This is a genomic window from Bradyrhizobium sp. LB14.3, assembly GCF_040547985.1.
Taxonomy (GTDB): Bacteria; Pseudomonadota; Alphaproteobacteria; order Rhizobiales; family Xanthobacteraceae; genus Bradyrhizobium.
Genome location: NZ_JBEPQT010000016.1, coordinates 73,837 through 93,933 on the forward strand (window position 1 = coordinate 73,837; position 20,097 = coordinate 93,933).

Consider the following 20,097-nt stretch of genomic DNA (forward strand, 5'->3'; position numbering starts at 1 on the left):
ACGTCCCGCGAGTTCCACCATTCGCATAAGCAAGTTCCGAGCCGCCGCGTGGAACCTGATCGCGACAAGGCCATCACTTTTTCACATCAGGCCGCGCATCGTCAACGAACCTGTCGCGGTTCGGCATATTGACGGCCGCGAGCGATTTTGCATCGAGCGCCGCATCGGCTGCCACCAGCCCGTTCAGGTTCAGGATATAGGCGGACACCGCATAGACGTCCTCGTCACTCAGCGACTGCGGCGCGTTCTGCGGCATGGCGCGACGGATGTAGTCGAACAGCGTCGGCGCATAAGGCCAATAGCTGCCGACCGTTCGGATAGGCTTAGGAGTCCCGATCGTGCCCTGCCCTCCGACGAGCCGATCACCCAGTCCGCCCTCGCCCTGGTCGCCATGGCATGAAGCACATTGCTGGGCGAACACCTCGCGCCCGTGGCTGACTGAGCCATTTCCCTTCGGCAGATTGCTGCCGTCGCGCCCGATATCGATATTCCAGCCTGCGATCTCCGCAGCCGTCGCCGGGTGCCCGATGCCGTACAGGCTTTGCGCCTGCGCTTCGCATGCAAAGACAGAGACCACGATTGCAACGGCGATGCTGCAAATCTCACGCCTGCGCATTGGTCACCTCACCGTCAGCCGCGATGCGCCAGGGCCAGATCGCGTTGTTGTGGTAGAAATAGTTCTCGCCGCGCACCGCGAGCAGCTCCGACAGCGTCGGCTGCACATAGCCGGTCTCATCGATGGCCCGGCTCTGGATCACGGCAGGTTTGCCGTCCCATCGCCACGGCAGACGGAAGCGCGTGAGAGCGCGCGTCAGCACCGGCTCCTGCAATCGCGCGTCCTGCCAGCTCTTGCCGTCGTCGACGGATATCTCGACGCGCGCGATCTTGCCATGCCCGCTCCAGGCGATGCCGGTGATCTCGTGGAAGCCGGGCGCGTTCAGACGCTGGCCGCCCGAGGGCCGCGTGATGATCGACTTCGCCTCCATGAAGAACGAAAATTCACGTGCGGTGCCGTCCGGCAGGAGGTCGGTGTATTTCGAGGTCTCCTCTCGCGAATAAACCGGCTCCGCCGTCACATGCAGGCGGCGCAGCCACTTCACGCTCATATTGCCCTCGAAGCCAGGCAGGAACAGCCGCAGCGGATAGCCTTGCTGCGGACGCAGCCGCTCCCCGTTCTGGCTGTAAACCAACATGGCGTCCTCGAGGCATTTCTCGATCGGGATGCTGCGGGTCAGCGCAGCGGCGTCGGCGCCCTCGGCGACGACCCATTTGGCTTCCGGCTTCAACCCGGCCTCCTGGAGCACCAGCTTGAGACTGACGCCGGTCCATTCCGCACAACTCACCAGACCCACAAGGTCCGATGCTGTCTTGCCGTAAGGCTTGCTGTAGCCGGGATTGCCGGAGCATTCGAGAAAGTGGACGCGCGATTCCGACGGGAAACGCCTGAGATCGTCCATTGTGAAGATCAGCGGACGCTCGACCAGCCCGTGCAGCATCAACCGGTGCTGAGCCGGATCGATGGTCGGAACGCCGCCGTGATGCCGCTCGTAGAACAGTCCGTTCGGCGTGATGATGCCATCGAGCTCCTGCAATGGAGTCCGGCCGGAGGCCGATATGTACTGCTTGAGAGTCTTCGAGATGTTCTTGACGACACCCTTCTCGAACGGTGACGGCGCGCCATAGGGCTGGCTTCCCATCGGTTCGCCCGGCGCCTTCATCCATTCGGGAACGTTGGGTGGAAGGTTGTCGGTCTCGGCGACAGCCGATGCACCGGCGCCCATGACGGTGCCGCCCGCCACCGCAGCACTGCCGCGCAGAAAGAGGCGGCGAGTCGTGCCTGCGGATTTGTCGTCGGCGTCGAACGTGCTGCTCATTTGCGGATCCTCGGCTGAAGCGCCACCCGCATGAAACATTCTGCGACGTGCATTTGCAATTCGCAGCTGTTTCAAAAATAGGCGATTTCGACCTCGACTGATCTAAATCCGGCGGCGGCGACGGCAGTTCCCTTCTTCGCAACGCACAAACGGCTCGTACGTCACTCACCCGGCGCGATCGCATTGCTTGGTGTCGGCCGGTCGGCGATCTGCTGGCCGAACAGGCTGCCGATCAGTTCAACCGCGGTCCGCGCAGTGCGGCCACGTTCGTCGAGGAACGGGTTGAGCTCGACGATGTCGACTGATCCGACCACGCCGGAATCGTGCAGAAGCTCCATGATCAGATGCGCCTCGCGATAGGTCGCTCCGCCCGGCACCGTCGTGCCGACACCCGGCGCGACGCAGGGGTCGAGAAAATCGACGTCGAAGCTGACATGCAGCACGCCGTTGCCGGCCCTGACGCGCTCGATGACGCGGCGGATCAGCACGGCGACGCCGAACTCGTCGATCTGTCGCATGTCGACAACCCTGATCCGGCGCGCGCGCATCAACTCCTTTTCGAGCTTGTCGATTGAGCGCGCGCCGAACAGGTCGAGCCTGTCGGGATCGATCGAGGCGCGCGGATCATCGCCGAGCAATCCGTCGAGGCCGGGTTCGCCGCACAGGAACGCTGCCGACATGCCGTGCATATTGGCGGTAATCGTCGTCTCCGGCGTGTTGTAGTCGGCATGGGCATCGAGCCAGAGCACGAACAGCTCGCGTCCGCGCTCCTGCCAGTGACGGGCCATGGCGTTCACCGATCCCATCGACAAGGTGTGATCGCCTCCCAGGAAAATCGGCAGCGCACCGGTGTTCGCGATCTCGTAGCCTTTGCGGCTCAGCACGCGCGTCCAGCGCTGAATTTCGCGGTAGTGATTGGCTTTTTCGGGAGGCCTGTCCGCGAGGTCCCGGACCTCGGCCACCGAGAGATCGCCGTAATCAGTGACCTCGAGATCCAGGCTTTCGAGCAGTGTCGCAAGGCCGGCGGTGCGGAGCGCCGCAGGACCCATCAGGGTGCCGCGCTGCGAAGCCCCCATGTCGATGGGGGCGCCCAGCAAGGCGATGCGCCGGGCTCGATCCGTCGGGGTCCGATCGGTCACAGCCGTCTCCTGAGATCAGCAAGTTTGCGCCAGCCTAACAGAGATTCGCGCCCGTCGTTTCACGGGGAAGGTCCGCGTAGCGGCGTATCGACTCGGAACAAAACCCCGCGCGCCGAATTGCTCATCCAAGGCCGGTACCCGCCGTAAAAACCACGGCGCCTGTCGCGGATAGCCAAAGGTCGTCGGACCCGCTGTTCAGAACGAGCGCTCGCGCGGATAGCCAAAGGTACCGGCCTCCGTCACACGATCAGCCTGGAGGTCGCGCGCTTGAGCACGGAGATTCCGCAGTCCACTTCCCACCCCGGCATGGCCGAGCGCGCCATCGATGCCGCGACGGACGTATCCCGCACCGTCGGTGAGGTCGCAGGCGGCTTGCATGCAGCTGTCGACCGCATGACCTCCGCAATCGATGAAGCGCGAAAGCCCGGACGGCCCCTCGCGACCGTTGCGGCAATCACGCGCGAAGCGCCGCTTGCGAGCCTGTTTGTTGCTTTCCTGTTCGGGGTCGCGGTGGCGCGTCGGCGCTAGAGCGGGCCCGTTCAGGCGGCGTTGACGGCAGCGCACTCGACCGCGAGGAATTGCCGCTCGAATGCTTCCGCCGGCATCGGGCGGCCGAAGAAATAGCCCTGCCCTTCCTCGCATCCCATGCTCACCAGAAAATCGGCCGTAGCGCGATTCTCGATGCCTTCAGCCACGACCGTCAGTCCGAGCTGCTTGCTGAGGCCGATGGTCGACCCGACGATCGCGGCATCATCGGAATCCGCGAGCAGATCGAGCACGAACGACCGGTCGATCTTTAGCCCGTCGAGCGGAAATTTCTTCAGATAGCTCAGGCTCGCATAGCCAGTGCCGAAATCGTCGAACAGGACGCGGACGCCGAGCTGCTGGATGCGCTTGAACATGTCGAGCACGCGGCTTTCGTCGTGGAGCAGGATGTCCTCTGTGACCTCGATCTCGAGCAGCGACGGCGTGAGCCCCGTTGCGTCCAGAAGCGTCGCGACCGAATGCGCGAGATCGCCGGAGTGAAGCTGCGAGGGCGACAGGTTGATCGCGACGCGCACGCTATTGCCGGACAGCTCCCAGGCGCGCGCCTGCCGGCAGGCGGTCTCCATTACCCAATTCGCGATCCGCTCGGATAGCGCCGAGGTGTTGACCACCGGCATGAACTCCCCGGGCGAAACGTAGCCGCGCACGGGATGCCGCCAACGGATCAGCGCTTCGGCCCCGATCAGGCTGACGTCGATCAGGCGAACCTGAGGCTGGTAGAACAGCTCGAACTCGCCGCGATCCGCGGCAAGCGCCAATTCACTCTCCAGCGTCAGCCGGTTCTCCAGCTCCTGCCTGATCGCGCTCTCGAAGATCACATGGCCGCCCCGCCGCGTCAGCTTTGCCTTGCTCAGCGCGAGATGGCCATTGCTCAGGAGATCGTCCGCGTTGTGCCCGCCTTCCGGATAGACGGCGACGCCGATGCTGATCCTGACGCGATGCTGCCGTGTGCCAGTCGCAAGCGGTGCTTCGAAGGCGAGCGCGATTCGCTCGGCGAACTCTGCGATCGGCTCGCCGCCATCAGAGCCTTCACGCGCAATGGCGAATTCGTCTCCGCTAAGCCTGGCAACGATAGCGCCATCCCCCGCCTGGCCCTTCAGGCGAATAGCGACCGCCTGCAGCACGAGATCTCCGGCGGAATGACCCAGCATGTCATTGATGCTCTGGAAACCGTCGAGTCCGATCACGAGCAACGCGACCTCGCAAGAGCGCTGCCCGGCGTCCGCAATCATGTCGACCAGTCCGGCATGCAGCGTGTTGCGGTTGGCAAGACCAGTCAGCGCGTCGTATTCGGCGAGATATCTGACGCGGTCGGCCTCGCGCTTGCGGACCGAGATGTCGCGCAGGATGGCTCCGTACTGGAAACCGTCCGTTCCCTGCCAGCCCGAGAAGCTCGCCTCGACCGGGAAAGTGTCACCGTTCTTGCGCCGCCCGTCGAACTCGACGACGACCGCCCCGCCGGGCACGAGGAGCGCCTGGCGTGCGGCGTTGCGCATGGACGGCCGCGCGTCATCGTCCACCGGCACGGCGCAGAGCGTTTCGAACGGGCGGCCGATGATCTCGGCGGGCATATAGCCGAAGATCGCACTGGCGCCGGGATTCCACACCGTGATCAGTTGATCTTCGTCGGTGCAGACGAGGCCATCGCCGAGCGACATCGCGATCCGATGAAAGCGGCTTTCGGCGATGCGTCCCAGGAGACTACGGAAGTCGATTTCGTCCAGTGCGATCGCCGCCAGATAAGCGACAATCGCGATGTGGCACAGCGATGTGTCGATGATGAAGGGCCATCTTGCCTGCACGAGGATAGCGACCAGCTCGAAGGCCGCTCCGGCTGAGATCAAGATTGCGACGCGAACTCCCGGTGCGAAGCGGCGCCACGAATACATCATCAGCAGGCAGATCGCACTGAGGCCCAGGATCATGCCGATATCGGAGGTCCAGCGCAGCATCCGGTTCTGGAGGATCGATTCTGCTGCCAGCGCCTGGAGGACGGGTCCCGAGACGATGCGCCCGTTAGGAACGCTGAACCGATCGCCGAGTTCGAGCGCCGTCGCACCAACGATGATTTTTTTATCTCTCAGCTTGTCGAGAGTGGCGGTATCGCCGCGGAGCACGTCGAAATAGGAGACAGTCGGAATGGAAGCGCTTCGAATACCGAAATCGATCAGGAAAGGCGGCCGCCGATTGGCGTCCTGCCCGGCCAGCACGACGGCCATCGACGGCATCAAGGCATCGCCGAGCTTCTCGCCGAACGGATAACGGCGCACGAGCCCGTCGGATTCGACCGCGACATTGACGACGGCGGGCCACGACTGGTTGCTGAACGGCTTCAGAGGCCGATTGATGTGAGCCCCGCCGCCATTCGGCGTTGGCTGCTTGAAGGACGGCAGGATCGTCGAGCCGCCGACTTCACGAAGCGCAGTGACCAACGCCTCGTCAGCGGCCGGATCAGATGGCGTGCTGAAATCGATGTCGAAGGCGACGTCCTGCGCCCCCGCCGCCTCGAGCCTGTGCAACAGTTCCGCGTGCAGCCGGCGCGGCCAAGGCCATACCCCGATCTGGTCGATCGAGGGCGCGTCGATGGCGACCACGACGACGTTGCCGCTGGCAGCACGCGATTGCCATGCGAACCGCAGATCGGTCAGCGCGTTGCGAAGTGCACCGTGCCACCCCGTGGACAGCACCACCGCGAGTGCGGTCACGACAAGAATATGCGGCCGATAGCGTTTCACCCGATCCTCCTACACACCCGCGTCGGCGGGTGCGCCCCTCATCCCCTAGGAAATCGCCTCAGTGCTTGTTATGGCCGTAGGCATTGCCGTGACCATTGCGGCCATTGCCGTTACCGGTGGCGCCGTCGTTGCCGTTGCCGTTGCTTTCGTTTCCTGGACTTCCACCGGACACATTATCCGGCGGCCCAGCGGTGGTCGCAACGGTCGTCGCGCTTGCCGACGCCGATGTGGCACTGGCTGCGGATGAACTGCTGCTCACGCTGACTGCCGTTGTGTTGGAGCTATTGGCGGCTGCGGTCGTCGTGCTCGCCTTCGTATCGCTCCAGACCGTCCCGGTACCAGCGCTGGCGTTCGCGTTGCGCACCTGCCCGGGAGCAACAGCGCCGTGGGCGAGTCCGTGCGTGACCTTGTGGACGTTCAGCTTGACCTCGCCAAGCGAGCTCGAGATGCGCACGACCCCAGCCTTGGGCGCGTGAACTCCGGCTGCCTGATGCGATTGCTTAGCTGCGCCGGCCGCCTTGGTGCCCTTGTCGACCGGACCGAGCGCATGAATCGCACGGCCATTCGCTGCGCTGCGCGGAGCCGACAGGCCCGATTTCGGCACGGGGACGCGCTCGATCGTCGAGGCGCGCGGCTTGCCGTGCTCGATCGGATTGAAGGTGCCGGCACCGCTCAGGCTGATACCGGGCTTGCCGTGCTCGAAGGCGGTAGCCGCTTGTCCCGGCATGACCTGAGCGATCTGTCCTGTCTTGAAGTCGGAGACCTCGACTTGGCCGCGAAGCACGCCGACCTTGGTGCTGCCTGCATTCACAGTGACGCTGAACTGCGTTCCCTTGACCACGGCGGCGAGATAGGGCGTCTCGACCTCGAAATGCTTGACGTTGCGCTTCTCGACCTCGAGCAGGATCGAACCTGCCTGCTGGATGATGGTGGTCGAGAGACCCTCCTTTTTCTCCGTGGGCAAGCCGACCACCGAGTTGGGAGAGATCAGTATCGTTTCCTCGCCGCGGACGAGCAGTACGCGCCCGTTACGTCCGGTGCGAATGGTGTCGCCGGGCTTGAGCGCCTCCTGCTGGTTCAACGAAACCTGCTGAGCGCCGTTGGTAGCGACCCAGACGTCGCCGGTGGCCTTGCCGACCGACCAGACGCCATCGTCCGCGGCGGAGGCGCCGGAGGCCGTTCCCAGGATCAGCGCAGCCATCAAGGCGCCCCGCATTCCAATTTTGACCAGCATGACGATCCTCAGTCCGCGTTACAGCCAGTCCTGGGGGGTATCCGAAATCACTCAAGATAGAATTAGCGGGAAGCGGCGAGCGGAGCGGTCGCGTTAACGATTCATTGACCATAAAAAACTATGAAAAATCATGTGGCTAACGACCTCTTACCGCCTTAGGAGCACTTCTCCGTCAAACTACGGGAACAGGCTTGTTGCGCGCGTTGAGAAGCGGCATCTCCTTACCGCGCTGGTGCTGTTGGTACCGATTTTTGCGGGAGTTCCTCAGGCTTTCGGACAACAGGCGAGCCAGCCGGGTTTCGATCCGCGCCAACCTGAGAAATACTTTGAAAACCAAACCGAGCGGGAATCGCTGAGCCGTCCTCCGGTCAGGCTACCAACAGTCGGCCAGCCCAACACGGGCGCCGCTACCAAGCCTCAGTTCGTGCTGCGCGGCGTGAACGTCAGCGGAGCCCAGGCCGTTTCCCCCGATCGCATCGCCGCGGTCTACCAGCCCTATGTCGGCAAGAAGGTTTCGCAGGCGGATCTCGCCGCGATCGCCGGCGCGATCAGCGATCTCTACCGCGCCGATGGATTTCACCTGAGCCGGGCGATCGTGCCGCCGCAGGACATTGCCGACGGACGCGTCCGGATCCAGGTGGTCGAAGGCGCCATCGTGCAGGCCGACCTGAAAGGCGATGGCACCGAGCAGTTCGGCGTGAGGCCGATGCTCGGGCCAATCCTGGCCGAGCAGCCCTCGCGCCTGGCAACGCTCGAACGCCAACTCTTCCTCGTCAGCGGCAGGCCGGGCGTCCGCATCACCGATACCGCGCTGGAGGAGATCGGCGGTTCGACCGGCCGCTTCCGCCTCACCGTCTATTTGAAGACCTGGCACGTCTTCTCGTCGCTCGGTCTGGACAATCTCGGCTCGTCGTCAGTGGGCCCGTGGCAGACCTACGCGACCGGCGCGTTCAACTCCTACCTCACGCCCGGCGACACGCTGGCGGTCAACCTGTCGACCATTGCCAACGATCCCCGTGAGCTCGGTTTCGCACGGCTGTCCTATGACGCGCCCGTCGGCGTCGACGGCGTGCGTCTCGGCGCCTCCGTCCTGTACAGCGCGGTGCGGCCGGGCGATGCCCGCCGCCTCGACAGCGACATCACCACGACCGAAGCTTTCGAGGTGCGGGCAAGCACTGTGCCCTTCATGTCGCAATCGTCGGGGCTGACGCTTACCGTGGCCGGGACATTCAGCAACGTATCCGAGCATGACCTTTACGGGCCCTGGTACAACGACCATATCAGGACCGCGAGCCTGACCGCCGATTACCGGCTCCAGGATCATTTCGGCGGCACCAATTTCGCGACGCTGACCTATCGCCAGGGCCTCGACATCTTCGGTGCCTCGCATTTCGACGACGATCTGTTGTCGCGCGATGGCGCGGCATCGAACTTCTCGGTGCTGAACCTCTGGTTCACGCGCTACCAGACGCTCAACGACGCCTGGTCGCTCAAGCTCTCCGCTGCGAACCAGACGGCGTCGCGGCCGCTGTTCACCTCGCAGCAATTCTATCTCGGCGGCGCTGCCTTCGGCCGCGGCTATGGCGCAGCCGAGATCAGCGGCGACAACGGTCTTGCCGGTTCACTCGAACTGCGCTTCGACCAGAAGCTCAATTTCCGCTACTGGACCGGCTATCAGCTCTATGCTTTTGGCGATGCTGGCGCAGTCTGGAACGACGGTTACCGCCTGAGCGACGGCCTGTCGTTGACCTCGGCCGGAGCTGGCGTGCGGTTCTTCCTGCCGGACGATTTCCAGGCCGATCTCGGCGTGGCGGTCCCCTTGAGCTACCGGGCGTCAGACAACGAGCGCCGCAGCGCCCGCTTCCTGTTCACCCTGTCGAGCGCGTTCCGGCTCTGCCCCGAACGCAGCAGGGACGGCTACCTCTAGCCGCGCGACCCTTGTTGCCGCTGCCTTGATGCGGCCCTTTTGCAGCGTTCCTCACAGACTGTCCTAAATTTAATACCGTAACCTGCTCACGATCGCTCGATCCGGCAGTTCACAATGGCCATCTTCAGTGAAAAGTGATTTGAGACGGAACCATGAAAAGGGTGTTTGCAGTTCTGGCGTTTCTCTGTGTCCTCGGCGTCGGCCAGTACTTCGTCGTCAGCCGGTTCGCGATCCGCCACGAGGTTTTGGCCCTGTTCGACGCCGCCCGCCAGCGGCCGATCGCGGTTGAAATCGCGGTGCGGCGCGATTACGAGACCAAGGCCAATCTCGGTCTCTGGAAGCTGCCGCTCGCCATCATCAGCAACGGCAACACCGTCAAGGCCACCGAGTATTCCTTTCTCGCCAACGTGCTCGCCGCACGCGGTTATCTTGTCGCCAGCATCCAGCAGGACCTACCGAGCGATCCGCCGCTGATGACCCGGGTCGGCCAGGAATATGTCGGCCGGCGCGAGGTCTATATCCGCTGCGAGACCAACATCCTCTTCACCTTGGCTGAGTTGAAGAGGCGGCAGGAGAACGTCGATTTCGACCACATCACCCTCGTCGGACATTCGAACGGTGGCGACGTTTCGATGTATGTCGCTCATCAGCACCCGGAGTTGGTGTCGAAAGTGATCACGCTGGACAATCTGCGGGTGCCTTTCGTGCTCAGCGACAACATGAAGATCCTGTCGTTCCGCTCGAAGGATCCGCATTTCCAGACCGACCCGGGCGTGCTGCCGACGCCGGAAGAGGCCAAGGCGCTCGGCATCGACATTATCCACACCGGCGCACAGCATACCGAGATGAGCGACCGCGGTCCCGATGCGGTCAAGGAGAAAATCCAGGCGACGCTCGACCGCTTCCTGCGCGACAGCGCCAGCAGTGCGCTCGCGCCTGCCGATACGAAAAGTCCGATGATCATGAACCCCGGCGACTATTAGCCTGGCACCTTTGCGGCAGGTCAAGGCTGCCCCGAGCCGGGCACGATAGAAAGGGCCTCGCCATCTCGGAGAGGCACGTGTCGCACTCCATCAAAGCCTTGACACGAAAAATCTCGATACGACAAGCTTTGGCCTGCCCGTGGCAAGGACGCCGAGATTCGCGCGGCATCTCTATCGTTCGGCCCGCAGGCAGCTGCGGTCGATCATTGCCCGCATCGGCCTCTCGCAATTTCCGGGTTCGTGTTGCGGATGAGCACGGCGTCGCAAACTAACGCGTGCCCTAAAATGCAAATCCCTGCCGGAGGACCGGCAGGGATCAGCAGAGGATGATGGAGTCAGACACCGAGATCAGGACTTGTCCTTTCCCGGTTGCATGAGACTGCCGGTCATCTGGCGCATGTGATCTCCGGCGCTGGTGAACTGGCTGCGCAGGAAATCCGATTGGATTCGCATCGCCTCCTGAAGGTCGGTGGCATGAACGAGCTTGCGAGCATGCTCGAACGCCGACTTCATGTTCTGCTCGGTGAAAGCGAGCGCCTGCTTCGACACCTCCGCCCCCGCGCCCGGAACGGTCGTCATCGATTTGGTGGCGGCTTCGAAAAACATGCCGAATGCCTTTTCCGCCTGGTCAATCGTCTTCTCCGCCAGGTCGCGCAGTTCGGCCGGAACTTCGATCTTCGGTTCGATCATGGTCGCACTCCTCCCTTTTTCAAACTGAATACCACACTTGCCGGATCGCCTTCCAGCGTCCAGCCCGGGGCAAACCTCGCCCGGCGGCCGGTTCTGGCAGGAAAACGAAGGGCAAGGCGGAAGGCCGGCGCGCAGCCCGGCTTAGGACAGGGGGTGTTCGGAAACAGTTTCTTCGGTGGCGAGGTCTTCGACGAGCTTGATGACCTCGAAACGCTGCCGGGGCGCCAGCTTCAGAAACGCGCGGAGCAGACGCAGGCTTTCGACGGTGCCGCCTGCAGGCGCGCCGAGCTTGAGGTGCAGTTCAGCGGCGAAATTGAGGTTTTTCATCTCGCACCTATAACAAGCATCGGCTTTCGTGATCCGACATCGAGGTCCCAACTGAGAACCGAACGCCATAACCGAACGCATAACTGGATACCATGGCGACGGCGAGCTTTCGGCCGGAGCGGACCCTCGCGTGTTAGCACGCTGAGCTACATGTCCGAACGTTCGGGCTCAACCGAGCAGGTTGCACTTATGCCAAGGAACAACTCCTCCGGCAAGCCCAACAGTTGGCGCAGCAATGCTTCGTCTGCATCGCGCTACAGCAATTCCGGATAACAGGAATATGGCCCCCCGTCACCCACCTGCGTCAAGAAGCGGCATCAATTCGGCATACTGTCTCGATCGCTGACCTTGTCCTGCGGCTTGGACGAGGTCCTGATATCTCTCGCCTTGAAGGCAGCCTCTTTTCCCATCAGCCGCGCCTGCCCGGTGCTGTCAGGCTTGCGTTGCGGATCGGCCCATGGCGCGACGGCGGCGGCAGTCAATGTCCAGTTGCCGATATAGAACGGATCGGCAGCCACAGCGACGTCTGCTGCCCCAAGCGACATGAGAAGGCAAACTGCGCCGGAGAATTTCATCATACCCGCCGCCTCGAGCTGTCAGACTCGGACGCGGCTCTTCATTCGGGCCGTATTTGGTTGCTGGCCATGAACCGTTCTTGAGGAGCGAACGACAAAGCGGATGCGAAACAGTCACGCAGATCACGGGCGCCATAGCCGACGGACTGATCGATTCGGGCGCGCCCCAGCACCTAAGGACGACGGCATGCTTTCTCGCTGCGATTTCATCAAAGGCGCCGCGGTCGCGCTTCTCACCCTCTCGATACAAGGCGCATGGGCGCAGGAGACCAGGATGAACCTGTTCAAGGTCGTCACCATCAAGGACGAAATCGTCGTCGGATTGTCGGCGGAGGAGCTTCAAGCGCTCGGCGGCAATGATGCCAGCGCGATTGCGCATGCTCTTGCGCAGAAGGGCGATCTCACCGTGTGGCAATACAATGTGCATCGCGGTCCGAGCGGAGAATTGCAGCAGGCGCCGACCGCCAAGATCGGGCTTTTGGCCAACGCCTCGCTCCGCGTCGAGCCCTATACCACGCCCTACCAGATCCTGCCGCATCCCTAAGCAGCAGACTGGCACGCCGGCGGCCGAGACCGCAGGCGTGCCGTTGTCATCCGCGCTGCCCTGCACGCTGTCTCCCCGTTTCCGTCGCAAAGCCATAGATCAGCGCCAGCCGGTCCAGGCATTCCCGAAAGCGCCGCGAAAAATAGTCGTTCCAGCGCTGGGTACGGACGGCGCGACGCTGGCCGATCTCGTCCATGGTCAGGCCCAGTACCAACACATCGTGCACCAGCGCGGCGCCGTCGGTGCCGAGTTCGCGCTCGACCCCGTTCAGACGCAGCACCGCCTGACGCTGGCTCTCGGTGACGGGCTCGCGCGTGCGCGCGCCATCGACATATTCGCGGGTCGGGTCCATCGCCTGAAGACCTCGCTCGGCCCTCTCCCAATCGTTCTGGAAGGCACGCCCGCCGCGAAATTGCGCCTCGTCAATCTGATGGTGCGCGTGCAGCCTGCCGAGCGGATCGCTGCGGATCGACCGCACGGCCATGATCTTCTCTCCGGGGTCGAGCGCCAGCGGATTATCGACCTCGACGTCCGCCACCTCCGCATTGAACGGTACCTCGCGCGAGCGCCGGTCGTAGATCTTCGCCAATTTGTAGGACCTGTTGCTTCGGACACGTGCCACTCGGATACTCCTTTGCGAAATTGACGATTGAACGGGCGGTCGCCAGGTCAGGCTGCGGAGACCAGCCTCAGCACGACCGGACCGGCGGCGCGGCCGGACCCGGCTACAGAGCGGCGGGTCAGGCGCGCGTGCGGCGCGCAATAGCTCGAGCCCGGCTGGCGCGAATGGCCGCAGAAGGTAATCTCCTCCCCGTCTCTGTCGCCGCCGTAGGGATAGCGACAGTCGTCGCGATCGAGTTCGGCCAACGGGACCAGACGCGGCCGGACGCCGACGCAGCGCAGCTTGACCGGCGCGGCGGGCTTCATCGCGGATTTCGGCGGCAGGTGCAGTAACGTGGGACGGTGCGGGAGGATAAGACAGGCTCCAGACGGCAAGACCGGCACGATCGACGGACTCCTCATCGGTACCTTCACGACCAGCCCGAGCCGCTTGGCGCGGCCGACCACCGCATTGCGCGTGTAAGCCGTTCCAAACCTTGCGTTAATCTCTCTTCCGATCTCCGCATAAGACATTCCCTTGAGAAAATATTCGCGAAGCGCGTCGGAGTGCTCCGACGGCCAATGGCCCGGTTCCATGCTGCTGTCCTGTGATGCGCCTCCTCCGATCGCACGATCGCGAGGCGGAGCGTACATTCCGTTATTCCGAAGTCAGTGTCAAGCAATAATTCTGATATTCATAATTGCATCAATTCCGAATTTCGGATTACAAGAGGCGGAACGATGGACAATCGAGGGAATCACCATGTTGGACGCTGCAATGATCGAACGGGGCCTGGAAAAGACAGGCAAGAGCAAGGGCGGCCTGGCGGCAGCCATGGGCGTACGGCCCGGCGCGGTCTCAGAGATCCTCGGCGGCGAACGTTTGGTGAAGGCCTCGGAAATCGTTCCGATCATGGAATATCTCGAGCTCAATCTCGCCCCGATCATGGGCCGCGTCGGCGCCGGTGCCGTGATCGAGCCGGATTATGAGCAGGTTCCCCCGGAGGGGCTCGGCGACATCGCGCTGCCCTTCCCGATCATGGAGGAGACCATCGCGTTCGAGATCGTGGGCGATTCGATGCTGCCCAAATACGAGAGCGGCGACGTGATCGTGGTCTACAAGGACCAGCGCCATCCGCTGTCGAGCTTCTACGGCGAAGAGGCAGTGGTCCGGCTCAAGTCCGGCGAGCGCTATCTGAAGACCATCGAGCGGGGCAAATCCCCCTCCGTCGTCAATCTCAGCAGCTTCAATGCCAAGCAGATCGTCGGCGTGAAACTGGAGTGGGTCGGAGAGATCTGCCTGTCCATGCCCAAGGGCCAACTCGAGCGGTTGCGCGCCAAGTCGGCGCGCCCTCGCAAGAAGAGCAGGTAGGCGCCGACTTCTGATGTTTAGAAATCTAGCTTGACTTGATTCCGTTTTTCGGAAATACTCTGCCGTGCCCCGGCCGTCGGGCACGGCAGGATCGTTTCATGCAGTATTTCGTCGTGATGATCGACTATGGGCGGCGCGGCCGCGAGGCGGTGGTCGATCCTGAAATCACTAGGCGCGAGGTCATTTCCCGCGTCGCGTCAGGCGAATATCAGAACATCTCGTTCATCCACGAGATCGTGGAGAGTTCGGTCGAGGACGTGACCGAGGCGATCCTAGCCGAGGCTGTCCTGCCCCGGATCCCTCCCGAAGATATCGACCTCCAGGCGATCCGGCTCGATCACGCCCGCGATCTGCGCAAGCACGAACGGACGTGACGCAGGCCTAGGGCCGTTTCCGTTCCGATCGAAGCGAACCGGCCCTAGATTCTTATCTTGACGCGTTTTCTTTGCGCGAACCGGAATCCACTTCGCTCGATAACGCTCTGCCGGCGTGCGCCACAGCCCGGTCGGAGACTACACCGTCAGGACGGTCGAGCCCGTGGTCTTGCGCGCGGCGAGATCGGTATGCGCTTTGGCGGCGTCCTTCAGCGGATAGGTCTGGCGCACCTCGATCTTGACCGCGCCGGACTTGACGACGTCGAACAGCTCGCCTGCCATCGCGACCAGGCTTTCACGCTTGGCGGCGTAGGTGAACAACGTCGGCCGGGTGACGTAAAGCGAGCCCTTCTGTGCGAGCAAACCGAGATTGAGCGGCTCGACAGCGCCGGAGGATGCACCGAATAGCGCGGCGACGCCGAGCGGCGCGAGGCAGTCGAGTGACTTCAGGAACGTATCCTTGCCGACGGAGTCGTAAACCACCGGCACCTTCTTGCCGCCAGTGATCTCATCCACGCGCTTCACGAAATCCTCGCGCGTGTAGATGATGACATGATCGCAGCCATGCGCCTTGGCGAGCTTGGCCTTCTCGTCGTTGCTGACGGTGCCGATCACAGTCGCGCCGAGGTGCTTGGCCCACTGGCTCAGGATCAGGCCGACGCCGCCGGCAGCCGCATGGAGCAGAATGGTGTCGCCGGCCTTTACGCGATAGGTCTGCCGGATCAGATATTGCGTGGTGAGCCCCTTCAGCATCATCGCCGCGGCGGTCTTGTCGTCGACGCCGTCGGGCAGCTTCAGCAGCCGGTCGGCGGGAATCAGCCGCGCCTCCGAATAAGCCCCGAGCGGTGAGGCGCCATAGGCGACGCGATCGCCCGGCTTCAGATCGGTGACACCCGAACCCACTTCCTCGACGACACCGGCCCCCTCGCTGCCGAGACCGCTCGGCAATTGCACCGGGTACACACCGGAGCGGTTGTAGATGTCGACAAAATTGAGACCGACCGCAGTGTGGCGGATGCGTGCTTCGCCAGGTCCGGGCTTGCCGACGCTGACCTCCTCCCAGACCAGGACTTCCGGACCACCAGTCTGGTGAAAGCGAATGGCATGCGTCATGGGCGTTGCTCCCTTATCGTTGAGGTAAAAGTCCGAATACCGGATCGGCCCTTTGAAATAGGCATTTAGTCCGCCCGTCACAGTACCGAGACGTAACAAGAATGTCACAGCGAACGACAAACCTCCGCCGTTCCGTCTCTGTTCGAAAGAGTTGATGTCGGCCTTGCGCCGACCGGCAGTAGCCTTTGCGCGGGTTTGGTGGTCGCCTGCGAAGGAGAGCCGAGATGCCAGCTTATGTACAGCATCATCAGGATATGGAAATCGCGCCTGTGATCTGCCCTGCTTGCATGGGGTTCCTGCCGATGTATGTGCGCGAGGTTGAACCGCATTGGAGCCTTGCCAAGATCGACTTCGTCTATGAATGCGCCGATTGCGGCGCCGAGGTCAGACAGACCATCCGCAAGCCGGAGTTGCTGCGGCACTGATCGCGCGGCCGGTGTGCCGTTCAACTATTTGCGTTGAGCGGAAAATACGTCTGTACGCGCGGGTCTGGTCCCTCCCAAACGAGGCTTGTTCTTTGCCGGGAACACAGGCAGAACAAGCCTCAAGCAAGACCTTTGGGAGCGCCTTTCGTGGCTGAACAGAAGGCCTCGACCGCGATCGAGGCAGTGGAGAGCGGCCTCGCCGCGCAAGGCTACATCGCGAGCCGGCAGATCGCGACCGCCGTCTATTTGTCGCAACAGATCGAAAAGCCGATTCTGGTCGAAGGCCCTGCAGGCGTCGGCAAGACCGAGCTGGCCAAGGCGATCGCGGCCTGGCGCGGCCTGAAGATGATCCGCTTGCAATGCTATGAAGGCCTCGACGAGGCCAAGGCGCTCTACGAGTGGAAATACGCCAAGCAGCTTCTTTACACACAGATCCTGAAGGACAAGCTCGGCGAAGTCCTCGGCGGCGCGCAGACGCTGCACGACGCGCTCGCCCAGCTTCACGATTTCGGCGACGTGTTCTTCTCCAAGGAATTCGTCGAACCGCGGCCGCTGCTGCAAGCGCTGGAGCAGCCCGGCGGCTGCGTGCTCCTGATCGACGAGATCGACAAGTCGGATGCGGAATTCGAATCGCTGCTGCTGGAGATCCTCTCCGACTTCCAGGTCACGATCCCCGAGCTCGGCACCGTCTCTGCGATCACGCCGCCGACGGTGATCCTCACCTCCAACAGCGAGCGGGATCTCGGCGACGCTCTCAAGCGGCGCTGCCTGCATCTGCATATCGGCTTCCCCGAGCAGCGGCTCGAGGAGCGCATCGTCGAGAGCCGCGTCCCCGGCATCTCGCAGACGCTGCGGCGGCAGATGGTCGGCTTCATCCACGAGATTCGCTCGCTCGACCTCAAGAAGCTGCCCTCGGTCAGTGAGACCATCGACTGGGCGCGCGTGCTGGTTCTGCTCCAGGCTTCCGAGCTCGACACCGACATAGTCAAGGACACGCTCAACGTCCTCCTGAAATACGAGGCCGACATCGAGGCGGCTCAGCCTCAGATAACGACCTTCATTGCCAAGGCAGCACGATCCAACGTCTTCGGTTGACGCCGATGCGCGAGAACCTCCATCGTTTCTTCCGTGCGGCACGCGGCGTCGGCGTCCATGTCTCGCCCGCCGAAAGCATCGATGCGATGCGCGCGGTGACGCAGGTCGGCATTTCAGACCGGACCATCCTGCGCGACGCGCTGCTCCTGACGCTTGCCAAATCGCAGGACGAAAAGCTCGCGCTCGGCGACTGTTTTGATCTGTTCTTCAGCCAGCCGGAGCCGCGGCAGAATCAGCCCGAGGCCGACAGCGAGGACGCTTCGGAGGACGTGGATCAATCGCCCTCCTCCAGCCCGGCCAGCGAAGCGGGCGAAGGTCAGCCTTCCGAGGGATTGGGACCGCTCGCGCAGATGCTGCTGTCGCAGGATCGCAACGCGATCGCAGCCGCGATCGCCAGCGCCTCAGGCGCGGCCTCCCTGTCCGAGATCCGCTACTCCACCCAGCGCGGCATCTTCTCCAGCCGCATCCTCGACGCCATGGGGCTCCAGCGGCTGCGCGACGATCTCGAGGAGCTGACCGCGACGAACCCGGCGCTGGCCGAGCGACTTCGCTCCGCGCTCGACGCCCTGCGCGAAGCCGTCCGCGACACCGTCGCGCAGGGGCTTGCGCTCTATGCCCGCGAGGAGGCTGAAAACCTCCGCAACGAGATTCTACGCAACGCGCCGCTTGCCCGCATTGAGCGGCGCCATGTCGCGGAGATGCGCGCTCTCATCCGCCAGATCGCGCGGCGTCTGCGCGAGCGCTATTCGAAACCGCGCAAGCGCCAGCGCCGCGGTCATCTCGACGTCCGCCGCACACTGCGCCGCAACGCCGCCTGGGGCGGCATCCCCTTCCTCACGGCGTGGAAGCGCAAGCATCGCGACCGGCCGAAGATCGTAGCGCTCTGCGACGTCTCCGGCTCGGTCGCGCAAGTCTCCGATTTCTTCCTGCTCCTGATCCACTCGCTGCACGAGGTGGTCGACGACGTCCATTCCTTCGCCTTCTCTTCGCATCTGATCGAAGTCAGCGACATTCTGGAATCGAAATCGCCGGAAGAGGCAATGGCCGAGATCATGTCCAAGGTGGGCTTCGGCTCCTCCGACTACGGCTCGTCGCTGGTCGATTTCGAGAAGGAGTTCATGAGCACGTTGACACCGCAGACCACGGTGATCGTGCTCGGCGATGCCCGCAGCAATAATCTCGACCCGCGCGCCGACATCCTGCGCCGCATCTCCGAACGCTCCAAGCGCCTGGTGTGGCTCAATCCCGAAGGACGTCTCGCCTGGGGCTTTGGCGATTCCGAGATGCCGCGCTACGCGACCTTCTGCAGTGTGGTGCGCCAGTGCGCCACCGCGCAGCAGCTCGAGCGCGCGGTGTCCGATATCGTGGCGACTTATCAGTAGGCTTTACGCCGAGGCCGACGTCAGTTTCGCGCAAACTCCGTCGGAGCCAAATTGCACTCCCGGAAATGATAGGCGATTTCGTCAAGCGCGCGCTGCTCCCATTCCTGGGCTTGCGCAAGCCAGAACACCCGGCGCTCGAAATCAAGCGCGGCGCGCTCCCGGCACAGGGATTCTTGACTGCGAATTTCGACCAGCCTGATCATGCACTCCACTCCTGCCGTGTGAAGCCGTTCCCGCGAATCAGCGTAGCAGCATCTCGAGCGTTTCGTCTCATGATTTGCATGCATATTGCGACGCGGAATGGGACAGCAGCGCTTCCCGTGCAGCGCGGCATCTCCGCGCGACATCAAGCCCGCTTCATCAATATGTGATCGAGGCCCCGGGAAGATATTCGTGATCGAGCGATCTTAATTCTTGTGGCGCAACGACATGCGGCAATTTGTGAAGAGGAGTTCTAAACACCTCACCGAATTCCCGACTCATTGTCGTCGCACGGTCTTCACGCAGCGCCGCTAACAGGGTGAGCGAACGGTACTATCGCTTGAGGCAACATGAGCAACGACATCGACTTCGATCTTTCGCCGGACCAATGGGAAGTTCTGAAAGCGCTCCGCAATCCGCCGTCGCGCGGTCGCCTCACGAAGACTCATGTTGTCGAAGGCCTTATCAAGCTCGGCCTTGTCGCGATCAGGGACGGCGTTCCCGAGATGACATTGACAGGACGCAAGGTACTGGTGCGCGGATCATGCCGCCTGCTGGATCTCGTGGCGTGATATCGCGCGTGCAACGACGCGGCGCGAGGACGGCAAGCAAGCGGATGCGGGAGCTGATCAGGAACGGGTTTGGCGGGCTGAACAAATGATGGTTTCGGGGTCGAGAACGTCGGGATAGAACCAGGCGAAGTCGCGCGGATAGTACGCGGAGGCGTGCGGCGCGCCCGTGACGAGGAATGCTTCGGTCACCGCAAAGGCGCTGTCCATCGAGTGCCGGTAAAGGTCCTCGATGGCCGTGAACGGATGATGTGACTTTCGCAGGAATCGATCGCCGAGAAAATTCACGGCCTGAAGCGCGTTGGCGACGAAGGTCGCCGCCCGACCCTGATAAAATCGGTTCTCGCAACGGGATGGAAAAGAGATGTCGCTGTTCATATGCGGCGTGGAAT

At 62.9% G+C, this 20,097-nt stretch carries 22 protein-coding genes and 1 pseudogene; 10 read left to right on the top strand and 13 right to left on the bottom strand.

Annotation, left to right across the window (positions count from 1 at the left end; all coding sequences use genetic code 11):
• Positions 1–73: 73 nt before the first annotated feature.
• The 3 genes from ABIB00_RS25710 to rocF form a co-directional block, all read right to left on the bottom strand.
• Positions 74–616 carry a c-type cytochrome gene (locus ABIB00_RS25710; protein WP_354106291.1) on the bottom strand — a complete coding sequence of 181 codons (543 nt, stop codon included), beginning with the start codon at positions 614–616 and terminating at the stop codon, positions 74–76.
• A complete protein-coding gene (soxC, locus tag ABIB00_RS25715) occupies positions 603–1,874 on the bottom strand; it encodes a sulfite dehydrogenase (RefSeq protein ID WP_354106292.1) in 1,272 nt (423 codons plus the stop codon). Before soxC ends, ABIB00_RS25710 begins: the two co-directional genes overlap by 14 nt.
• A 161-nt stretch (positions 1,875–2,035) precedes the next feature.
• The gene (rocF, locus tag ABIB00_RS25720) at positions 2,036–3,013 is read right to left on the bottom strand and encodes an arginase (protein WP_354106293.1); all 978 of its coding nucleotides are present in this window, start codon (positions 3,011–3,013) and stop codon (positions 2,036–2,038) included.
• Between the two features lie 267 nt (positions 3,014–3,280).
• Between rocF and ABIB00_RS25725 the strand changes: the two genes are divergently transcribed.
• The gene (locus ABIB00_RS25725) at positions 3,281–3,541 is read left to right on the top strand and encodes a hypothetical protein (RefSeq protein WP_247350644.1); all 261 of its coding nucleotides are present in this window, start codon (positions 3,281–3,283) and stop codon (positions 3,539–3,541) included.
• 11 nt (positions 3,542–3,552) lie between these two features.
• Here the strand turns inward: ABIB00_RS25725 and ABIB00_RS25730 are convergent, their stop codons facing one another.
• Both ABIB00_RS25730 and ABIB00_RS25735 read right to left on the bottom strand, forming a co-directional pair.
• Positions 3,553–6,294 carry an EAL domain-containing protein gene (locus ABIB00_RS25730; protein WP_354106294.1) on the bottom strand — a complete coding sequence of 914 codons (2,742 nt, stop codon included), beginning with the start codon at positions 6,292–6,294 and terminating at the stop codon, positions 3,553–3,555.
• A gap of 58 nt (positions 6,295–6,352) precedes the next feature.
• A complete protein-coding gene (locus ABIB00_RS25735; protein WP_354106295.1) occupies positions 6,353–7,528 on the bottom strand; it encodes a FecR family protein in 1,176 nt (391 codons plus the stop codon).
• 130 nt (positions 7,529–7,658) lie between these two features.
• On the opposite strand from ABIB00_RS25735, the gene ABIB00_RS25740 reads away from it, so the two are divergent.
• Entirely contained in the window at positions 7,659–9,455 is a 1,797-nt protein-coding gene (locus tag ABIB00_RS25740) for a ShlB/FhaC/HecB family hemolysin secretion/activation protein (protein WP_354106296.1), read from the top strand.
• A gap of 152 nt (positions 9,456–9,607) precedes the next feature.
• On the top strand, positions 9,608–10,438 hold the full coding sequence (locus tag ABIB00_RS25745; protein ID WP_354106297.1) for an alpha/beta fold hydrolase: 831 nt from the start codon (positions 9,608–9,610) through the stop codon (positions 10,436–10,438).
• Positions 10,439–10,786: 348 nt separating this feature from the next.
• Here the strand turns inward: ABIB00_RS25745 and ABIB00_RS25750 are convergent, their stop codons facing one another.
• The 3 genes from ABIB00_RS25750 to ABIB00_RS25760 all read right to left on the bottom strand — a co-directional run bounded on the left by ABIB00_RS25750 (position 10,787) and on the right by ABIB00_RS25760 (position 12,030).
• A complete protein-coding gene (locus ABIB00_RS25750; protein ID WP_247348308.1) occupies positions 10,787–11,128 on the bottom strand; it encodes a phasin in 342 nt (113 codons plus the stop codon).
• A 141-nt stretch (positions 11,129–11,269) separates the two neighbouring features.
• Positions 11,270–11,455 carry a hypothetical protein gene (locus tag ABIB00_RS25755; protein WP_247348309.1) on the bottom strand — a complete coding sequence of 62 codons (186 nt, stop codon included), beginning with the start codon at positions 11,453–11,455 and terminating at the stop codon, positions 11,270–11,272.
• Positions 11,456–11,772: 317 nt separating this feature from the next.
• Positions 11,773–12,030 carry a hypothetical protein gene (locus ABIB00_RS25760; protein ID WP_354106298.1) on the bottom strand — a complete coding sequence of 86 codons (258 nt, stop codon included), beginning with the start codon at positions 12,028–12,030 and terminating at the stop codon, positions 11,773–11,775.
• 187 nt (positions 12,031–12,217) lie between these two features.
• Here ABIB00_RS25760 and ABIB00_RS25765 point away from each other — a divergent pair, with 187 nt between their 5' ends.
• Entirely contained in the window at positions 12,218–12,574 is a 357-nt protein-coding gene (locus tag ABIB00_RS25765) for a hypothetical protein (RefSeq protein ID WP_354045166.1), read from the top strand.
• A gap of 46 nt (positions 12,575–12,620) precedes the next feature.
• Here the strand turns inward: ABIB00_RS25765 and ABIB00_RS25770 are convergent, their stop codons facing one another.
• Positions 12,621–13,196, bottom strand: a complete 576-nt coding sequence (locus ABIB00_RS25770; protein WP_247443853.1) for a hypothetical protein — start codon at positions 13,194–13,196, stop codon at positions 12,621–12,623.
• A 47-nt stretch (positions 13,197–13,243) separates the two neighbouring features.
• Positions 13,244–13,771 (bottom strand): GcrA family cell cycle regulator, encoded by a 528-nt coding sequence (locus ABIB00_RS25775; RefSeq protein WP_354106299.1) that lies wholly within the window; start codon positions 13,769–13,771, stop codon positions 13,244–13,246.
• 166 nt (positions 13,772–13,937) lie between these two features.
• Here ABIB00_RS25775 and ABIB00_RS25780 point away from each other — a divergent pair, with 166 nt between their 5' ends.
• Both ABIB00_RS25780 and ABIB00_RS25785 read left to right on the top strand, forming a co-directional pair.
• On the top strand, positions 13,938–14,546 hold the full coding sequence (locus ABIB00_RS25780) for a S24 family peptidase (protein WP_247348314.1): 609 nt from the start codon (positions 13,938–13,940) through the stop codon (positions 14,544–14,546).
• Between the two features lie 98 nt (positions 14,547–14,644).
• On the top strand, positions 14,645–14,920 hold the full coding sequence (locus ABIB00_RS25785; protein ID WP_354106300.1) for a hypothetical protein: 276 nt from the start codon (positions 14,645–14,647) through the stop codon (positions 14,918–14,920).
• 138 nt (positions 14,921–15,058) lie between these two features.
• Here the strand turns inward: ABIB00_RS25785 and ABIB00_RS25790 are convergent, their stop codons facing one another.
• Positions 15,059–16,033 carry a quinone oxidoreductase family protein gene (locus ABIB00_RS25790; RefSeq protein WP_354106301.1) on the bottom strand — a complete coding sequence of 325 codons (975 nt, stop codon included), beginning with the start codon at positions 16,031–16,033 and terminating at the stop codon, positions 15,059–15,061.
• A 224-nt stretch (positions 16,034–16,257) separates the two neighbouring features.
• Here ABIB00_RS25790 and ABIB00_RS25795 point away from each other — a divergent pair, with 224 nt between their 5' ends.
• From ABIB00_RS25795 to ABIB00_RS25805, 3 genes are all read left to right on the top strand, one after another.
• Positions 16,258–16,458, top strand: a complete 201-nt coding sequence (locus ABIB00_RS25795; RefSeq protein ID WP_247443856.1) for a hypothetical protein — start codon at positions 16,258–16,260, stop codon at positions 16,456–16,458.
• Positions 16,459–16,605: 147 nt separating this feature from the next.
• Positions 16,606–17,553: an AAA family ATPase gene (locus ABIB00_RS25800; protein ID WP_247348318.1), complete on the top strand. Its 948-nt coding sequence runs from the start codon at positions 16,606–16,608 to the stop codon at positions 17,551–17,553.
• A gap of 5 nt (positions 17,554–17,558) precedes the next feature.
• Positions 17,559–18,935, top strand: a complete 1,377-nt coding sequence (locus tag ABIB00_RS25805) for a vWA domain-containing protein (RefSeq protein ID WP_354106302.1) — start codon at positions 17,559–17,561, stop codon at positions 18,933–18,935.
• Positions 18,936–18,955: 20 nt separating this feature from the next.
• On the opposite strand, the gene ABIB00_RS25810 is transcribed toward ABIB00_RS25805, so the two are convergent.
• The gene (locus ABIB00_RS25810; RefSeq protein WP_247348323.1) at positions 18,956–19,138 is read right to left on the bottom strand and encodes a hypothetical protein; all 183 of its coding nucleotides are present in this window, start codon (positions 19,136–19,138) and stop codon (positions 18,956–18,958) included.
• A 348-nt stretch (positions 19,139–19,486) separates the two neighbouring features.
• On the opposite strand from ABIB00_RS25810, the gene ABIB00_RS25815 reads away from it, so the two are divergent.
• Positions 19,487–19,708, top strand: coding sequence for a hypothetical protein (locus ABIB00_RS25815; RefSeq protein ID WP_354045174.1), 222 nt, complete (start codon positions 19,487–19,489; stop codon positions 19,706–19,708).
• An 84-nt stretch (positions 19,709–19,792) separates the two neighbouring features.
• Here ABIB00_RS25815 and ABIB00_RS25820 read toward each other — a convergent pair.
• A pseudogene (locus ABIB00_RS25820) lies at positions 19,793–20,083 on the bottom strand (hypothetical protein); the annotation flags it as partial.
• Positions 20,084–20,097 lie beyond the last annotated feature (14 nt).

What these genes read in the sequence shown, in the direction of transcription:
- ABIB00_RS25750 (WP_247348308.1), bottom strand. Translation starts at nt 11,128, where the DNA reads ATGATCGAACCGAAGATCGAAGTTCCGGCCGAACTGCGCGACCTGGCG.
- ABIB00_RS25775 (WP_354106299.1), bottom strand. Translation starts at nt 13,771, where the DNA reads ATGGAACCGGGCCATTGGCCGTCGGAGCACTCCGACGCGCTTCGCGAA.
- ABIB00_RS25805 (WP_354106302.1), top strand. Translation starts at nt 17,559, where the DNA reads ATGCGCGAGAACCTCCATCGTTTCTTCCGTGCGGCACGCGGCGTCGGC.
- ABIB00_RS25735 (WP_354106295.1), bottom strand. Translation starts at nt 7,528, where the DNA reads ATGCTGGTCAAAATTGGAATGCGGGGCGCCTTGATGGCTGCGCTGATC.
- ABIB00_RS25740 (WP_354106296.1), top strand. Translation starts at nt 7,659, where the DNA reads ATGTGGCTAACGACCTCTTACCGCCTTAGGAGCACTTCTCCGTCAAAC.
- ABIB00_RS25710 (WP_354106291.1), bottom strand. Translation starts at nt 616, where the DNA reads ATGCGCAGGCGTGAGATTTGCAGCATCGCCGTTGCAATCGTGGTCTCT.
- ABIB00_RS25790 (WP_354106301.1), bottom strand. Translation starts at nt 16,033, where the DNA reads ATGACGCATGCCATTCGCTTTCACCAGACTGGTGGTCCGGAAGTCCTG.
- ABIB00_RS25785 (WP_354106300.1), top strand. Translation starts at nt 14,645, where the DNA reads ATGCAGTATTTCGTCGTGATGATCGACTATGGGCGGCGCGGCCGCGAG.
- ABIB00_RS25745 (WP_354106297.1), top strand. Translation starts at nt 9,608, where the DNA reads ATGAAAAGGGTGTTTGCAGTTCTGGCGTTTCTCTGTGTCCTCGGCGTC.
- ABIB00_RS25780 (WP_247348314.1), top strand. Translation starts at nt 13,938, where the DNA reads ATGTTGGACGCTGCAATGATCGAACGGGGCCTGGAAAAGACAGGCAAG.
- ABIB00_RS25815 (WP_354045174.1), top strand. Translation starts at nt 19,487, where the DNA reads ATGAGCAACGACATCGACTTCGATCTTTCGCCGGACCAATGGGAAGTT.
- ABIB00_RS25765 (WP_354045166.1), top strand. Translation starts at nt 12,218, where the DNA reads ATGCTTTCTCGCTGCGATTTCATCAAAGGCGCCGCGGTCGCGCTTCTC.
- ABIB00_RS25760 (WP_354106298.1), bottom strand. Translation starts at nt 12,030, where the DNA reads ATGAAATTCTCCGGCGCAGTTTGCCTTCTCATGTCGCTTGGGGCAGCA.
- ABIB00_RS25810 (WP_247348323.1), bottom strand. Translation starts at nt 19,138, where the DNA reads ATGATCAGGCTGGTCGAAATTCGCAGTCAAGAATCCCTGTGCCGGGAG.
- ABIB00_RS25755 (WP_247348309.1), bottom strand. Translation starts at nt 11,455, where the DNA reads ATGAAAAACCTCAATTTCGCCGCTGAACTGCACCTCAAGCTCGGCGCG.
- soxC (WP_354106292.1), bottom strand. Translation starts at nt 1,874, where the DNA reads ATGAGCAGCACGTTCGACGCCGACGACAAATCCGCAGGCACGACTCGC.
- ABIB00_RS25795 (WP_247443856.1), top strand. Translation starts at nt 16,258, where the DNA reads ATGCCAGCTTATGTACAGCATCATCAGGATATGGAAATCGCGCCTGTG.